Source organism: Anaerosporobacter sp., assembly GCF_965301125.1.
This window is the reverse complement of sequence record NZ_CBDLAM010000177.1, coordinates 1-5,832: the sequence shown is the minus strand read 5'-3', so window position 1 is coordinate 5,832 and position 5,832 is coordinate 1. Positions and strand designations below refer to the sequence as shown.

Genomic DNA, 5,832 nt, shown 5'->3' with positions numbered 1-5,832 from the left:
ATATGAAATATACCTGTTATGATTCGGATAATAAAGAGTTGTATTCGACTTTTCTAGACATAGATCCTATAGAAATAGGGCCAGGTGCAGTAAGTGAAGAATTGGACTTTAAGCCCGATGTTTTAAAGGGAAGCAAAATTGTTGTTACAATAAGAGGTTTAGTTTATGAGAATTCTAATGATAATATAGAGAGATAGTAAAGTTAAGTAATATTTAAATCGTTTGTAAAATAAACTATATTCATATTGAGGGGGCTTTATTAAAATGAAAAAGCTAGTTTGTCTTCTTACTTTACTCTGCTTGATTTTACCTGTAGCTGGTTGCAATAAGAAAGTAGAGAAACAGAAAGAAACCGCTACAAATACAATCGACATAAGCGGTGAAGAAATTGAGGGCAAAGCAAGTATTGACTCAATTAAAACAGAGTCAGGTCATATTAAATTTAAAATCAAGAATCTTACATCGGACAATAAATTATTATCCGCATATATGACATATACCTGTTACGACGCTAATAACGAAGAATTATCTTCTAGCAATATGGATGCAGATTATGTGGGAATAGGCCCAGGTGAAGTAAGCGAAGAAATAGATTTTGCACCGCCTGTATTAAATGGGACCAAAATTATTGTTACGTTCAGAGGTTTAGGATTTGAGAATTCAAAGGATAATTTTGAATTAGAATAATATAAAATATATAGCATCTTTTTATGAATAATCTAGATAGGATAGAATAAGCCGACTATAATGAATAAACAAATTTATTATAGTCGGCTTATATTAGTTTTGAATTATTTCATAAAAGTAATCATGCTTTAGTATTAATCTACTGTGACAATACCTCACGCCATTTATCATCATAATAAGCAGTCATATCATCACCAAGATATTTGAATGTTTCACAATTGCCAATGGTTTTGCTATCAGGGAAAGCAATTGTACTGTTACGAATCGCTTCGTCTTCAATCAGTTCTCTGGCAGCAGTGTTTGGTGTGGAATACGTAATGTACTCGAAGTTTAATAGGGCGATATCAGGTCTACATAAGAAGTTGATGAATTTCTCAGCATTTTCTTTGTTTTCACTGTTTTTCGGAATTACCCAACCATCAATCCAAATGTTTGAACCTTCTTTTGGTACTACATATTCAAGATCGGAATTCTCACGTTGTGTGTAAATTGCTTCACCAGAGTAGATAATACCGATTGCAGCATTGTTACCAATCATCTTATCTCTAACTTGGTCAACTACATAGGATTGAACAAGAGGTTTTTGTTCAATAAGTAGCTGCGTAGCTTCTTCAATTTCATCTTTGTTCGTTGAATTTATTGAATAGCCTAGGTATTTAAGTGCGATACCCATGGCATCACGAACGCTGTTGATCATAAGAATGTTATTCTTATATTTTTCATCAAAGATGGCACTCCAAGAATCGATTGGTTCATCAACCATTGTCTTATTGTATAAGATACCTACTGTACCCCAGCAATAAGGAACGGCATATTTGTTACCTGGATCAAATGACTGCGCACTCTTTAAGTAGTCTTCTCCGATATATTTGATGTTTGGAATATTATCATAATTGATTTCTGCAAGTAAATCAGATTCAATCATACGTTGGATTGTATAATCGGAAGGACAAACTACATCGTATTTGACAGCACCAGTTTCAACTTTAGCATACATTTCTTCGTTCATTTCGAATTCGTCATATACTACTTTGATACCTGTTTCTTTTTCAAACTTGGTGATAACTTTTGGATCGATGTACTCACCCCAGTTATATACATACAAAGAGTTGGAACCTGTAGTAGCTCTCATTCCCACAAAGGAACCGAATATTAATGCTATGACAGCAATGATAGCAATAGCAGGTTTAAGAAATCTTAGTTTAGGATAACGTTCTCTCCTAGCTGCTCTCTTTTTCACTCTCTTATCTACTTTTTCTTCAGAAGGAGTACGATTAATTATAATCAGTAAGGTTAGTACAGAGACGAATAGAAGAGTAGACAATGCATACATCTCTGGTTTAATACCCTTACGTACTTCTGTATAAATCTTAGTTGATAAAGTGTTAACTCCAGGACCTTTTGTAAAATGTGTTATTATGAAGTCATCTAATGACATTGTAAATGCTAATAAGAATCCAGACATGATTCCAGGGAAGATATCTGGAAGGATAACCTTATAAAAAGCATACGCATGAGAAGCACCAAGATCCAGTGCTGCTTCATAGGTGTATTTATTAGTTTGTTTTAATTTTGGCATAACACTAAGGATTACATACGGTATATTGAACGTTATGTGCGCAATTAATACGCTACTGAATCCAAGTGTATAGTTTATTGCTATAAAGACTAACATTAAAGAGATACCAGTTACGATATCTGCATTAAGCATCGGAATATTGGTGATACCCATCATAATTGTACGAGGGGTACGTTTCATACTGTTCATAGCAATAGAAGCAGCAGTACCGATGATTGTAGCAACTAAAGCAGAAACTAATGCAAGTACTAAGGTCGTATATAATGCATTCATAATCTGCTGATTAGCAAAAAGCTCTTTGTACCACTTTAATGTAAATCCACCCCATTTGGCACGCGATTTTGATTTGTTAAATGATAATACAATTAAAACAATAATCGGCGCATAGAGGAATATAAACATTAGTGCTATATAGAATTTTTGTGATATTTTCTTTACCATATATTTGTACCCTCCGAATCTTTATCGTATTTCGCAAGGATAGCCATACTTAAGAGGATGAAAACCATAAGTACCAGTGATAGTCCTGAGCCTACATTCCAACGACTAGAACGGAAATCTTGTTCAATAATATTACCTATTAAGAGAATCTTACCTCCGCCTAAGATATCTGAGATTACAAAGGTTGTTAGTGCTGGTACGAATACCATTGTAATACCACTAACCACACCAGGTAAACTAAGTGGGAAGATAATCTTTGTAAATGTTTGTGAACTATTCGCACCAAGATCTCTTGCTGCGTTGATTACATTTTGATCTAATTTTATTAAAGTATTATAAATTGGTAATACCATGAATGGAAGGAAATTATATACCATACCAAGGATGATTGCACTTGGGGTATTAATAATATCGATTCCAGGAAGTCCAAGATTACGTAGTAGTGTATTAATTACACCATTTTGCTCAAGTAATGTTTGCCAAGCTAATGTACGTAATAAAAAGTTCATCCACATTGGAAGTATGAAGATGAGTACAATAAAACTATGACTATTCATCTGCATTTTTGATAGAATCATTGCAAGTGGATAAGCAAGAAATAAACAAATTAGCGTACTAATAATGGATAGCTTTAAAGAAAGCAAAAGCGCTTTCATATTTTCATGGTTAGCTATGTTTTTCACATTCTCTAGTGTGAAACTTCCAGAAGCATTGGTTAATCCATAGTATACTACGAGAATAAGCGGAATAATAATAAATGCAGCCATCCAGATAATATATGGAGTAGCAAGCCACTTCTTCTTATTCATCTAGAATCACCGCCTCTTCATCATCTGATTCTGGCTTATTCATAATCTGAATATCGAATGGATCAACATGAATACCAACTTCGCTACCTACAGGTGATAAATCTGTACTATGAACGAGCCATTCATGACCATTTGCCATAACTTCCATCTCATAATGAACACCTTTGAAAATCAAGGAAGTCACGCGCCCTTTAATTGTTCCTTGTTCTGGAGCAACTAAGTCAATATCTTCAGGACGAATAACCACGTCAACCGGCTTGTTTTTTCCGAAGCCAACATCAACGCATTCAAAGTTTGTTCCAAGAATATTAACTAATTTATCTTCAAGCATAGTACCAGCGATGATATTACTTTCTCCAATAAAGTCAGCAACGAAAGCATTTTTCGGTTCGTTATAGATATCTTCAGGAGAACCAATCTGTTGAATGTAACCTTGATTCATAACAACAATGGAATCAGACATTGTTAGAGCTTCTTCTTGATCATGCGTTACATAGATGAAGGTAATTCCAAGTTCGTTCTTAAGACGGATTAATTCATATTGCATGTCTTGACGAAGTTTTAAGTCTAGAGCGCCAAGAGGCTCATCAAGTAGAAGAACTTTTGGTTCATTTACAATAGCACGAGCGATAGCGATACGTTGTTGTTGACCACCTGATAGAGAATCTGGTTTACGATTTTCATATCCATCAAGGTTTACAAGTTTTAAAGCGTATTTGATTTTATCGTCAATATAACTTTTACTTTTCTTTTTAATTTTAAGACCGAATGCAATATTCTCAGCGATAGTCATGTGTGTAAATAAAGCATATTTTTGGAATACGGTGTTTAATTGTCTTTGGTTTGGTGGAAGGTTTGTTATGTTCTTACCATCAAAGATTACATTACCTTTATCAGGATTTTCAAAACCACCGATGATACGTAATGTAGTTGTCTTACCGCAACCACTTGGGCCAAGAAGAGTAAGGAATTCATTTTCCTTAATATAGAGATTCAAATCGTCAAGGACGATGCTATCGCCATATGATTTTGTTATGTTCTGTAAATCGATTAATTTATTCATCACTATATCCATGCAATGTATCTGCATGGCTCCTTTCATAGATATTATTAAAATCGCAAATGCGAAACTTTTAGGATAATTAACTGCTTCTTAACTGATGTACTATAACTAAGAAACGGTAGCGTAACACCTTTAGTACTTCTTAGTGTATAGCGTGTTTTGTGTTATAGTACATCAGTTAAGAAACTTTAATATGGTAAAGTAGCTTCGCAATTGCTAGGTTTAAAAGCTAGGAGGTGTGGAAACCCAAAGAAGGCTTGCACCTGTTTTAGAGGAAGCAGTGAGATAGTGCTTCTTGTTTGGAGTAAAATAGAAGGCTTCTCCTTTTTTTGCTTTGTAAGTTTTGCTCCCTATATGAATGGTAATACTACCACTTAATACGTAACCAAATTCTTCGCCTTCATGAGGGTTATCTGGATAAGTGGACCCATCAGGTTCTAGTGTTAGCAGAATAGGTTCCATCATATTCTTTTGCGCATTTGGTATTATCCATTGAATTTCATTCTTTAATTCACTATCATATTTTTCAAAATAATCTGATTTATGAAAAACAACTTGTTCAGAGGTTGTATTCGAGAAGAATTCTTCAAGGTTTGTTCCAAGACATTGCAAGATATCAACTAAAGTAGCAATGGACGGGGATGTTAAATCTCTTTCAAGTTGTGATATGAATCCTTTTGACAGTTCTGCTCGGTCTGCCAGCTCTTCCTGCGTAAGATTCTTTTGAATACGTAGCTCTTTGATCTTATGACCGATTTGCATTTGATTCACTCCCTTTTCATAGGTCATTTGTCTGTAGTTATCCATAATCTATATCCCACTTATGTATATGAAATAATTAGTTTTGGTTAGCATAACTACACTTTAAGTTTAGCGTTGCTAAACTTGCAGCATATTTTATTATACACAGTTTATATATAGTGTCAACAATAAAATACAAAAATCATGGAAATTAGAATGAATTTAAGAAAATCCTTGGAAAGCATTGAATTTAAAGGAAAAGAATCGATTAAGAAAGTTTAGAATTTTGTAAAAGTTAACTAACACTAAACTTTTACAGAACATTATGGTAAACAAATACAGTTAATGATTTGCAAAACTCCATATAGATTTTCATAGCTACTTAGCTGATGTACTATGACACGAAACACGCTACACATCTAAGTACTTCTATGTGTGTATGATATGTTGTTCAAATGGTACGGAACCGCCTTCGATTCGGCATCCTGCCTCAGCTCAGGCTTGCTTCGGCT

The 5,832-nt window shown here is 34.2% G+C and carries 6 protein-coding genes; 2 read left to right on the top strand and 4 right to left on the bottom strand.

The window, feature by feature from the left end:
* Nucleotides 1-197 (top strand): hypothetical protein (locus ACW2QF_RS15785; RefSeq protein WP_455716967.1); only part of this gene is annotated, 197 nt, incomplete at its 5' end.
* Between the two features lie 67 nt (nt 198-264).
* Nucleotides 265-687, top strand: a complete 423-nt coding sequence (locus tag ACW2QF_RS15780; protein WP_455716966.1) for a hypothetical protein — start codon at nt 265-267, stop codon at nt 685-687.
* 139 nt (nt 688-826) lie between these two features.
* Here the strand turns inward: ACW2QF_RS15780 and ACW2QF_RS15775 are convergent, their stop codons facing one another.
* The 4 genes from ACW2QF_RS15775 to ACW2QF_RS15760 all read right to left on the bottom strand — a co-directional run bounded on the left by ACW2QF_RS15775 (nt 827) and on the right by ACW2QF_RS15760 (nt 5,341).
* A complete protein-coding gene (locus ACW2QF_RS15775) occupies nt 827-2,707 on the bottom strand; it encodes an extracellular solute-binding protein (protein ID WP_455716965.1) in 1,881 nt (626 codons plus the stop codon).
* A complete protein-coding gene (locus ACW2QF_RS15770) occupies nt 2,701-3,516 on the bottom strand; it encodes an ABC transporter permease (RefSeq protein ID WP_455716964.1) in 816 nt (271 codons plus the stop codon). The genes ACW2QF_RS15775 and ACW2QF_RS15770 overlap by 7 nt, the downstream gene beginning before the upstream one ends.
* On the bottom strand, nt 3,509-4,582 hold the full coding sequence (potA, locus tag ACW2QF_RS15765; RefSeq protein ID WP_455716971.1) for a spermidine/putrescine ABC transporter ATP-binding protein: 1,074 nt from the start codon (nt 4,580-4,582) through the stop codon (nt 3,509-3,511). The genes ACW2QF_RS15770 and potA overlap by 8 nt, the downstream gene beginning before the upstream one ends.
* 219 nt (nt 4,583-4,801) lie before the next feature.
* Entirely contained in the window at nt 4,802-5,341 is a 540-nt protein-coding gene (locus ACW2QF_RS15760) for a helix-turn-helix domain-containing protein (RefSeq protein WP_455716970.1), read from the bottom strand.
* Nucleotides 5,342-5,832 lie beyond the last annotated feature (491 nt).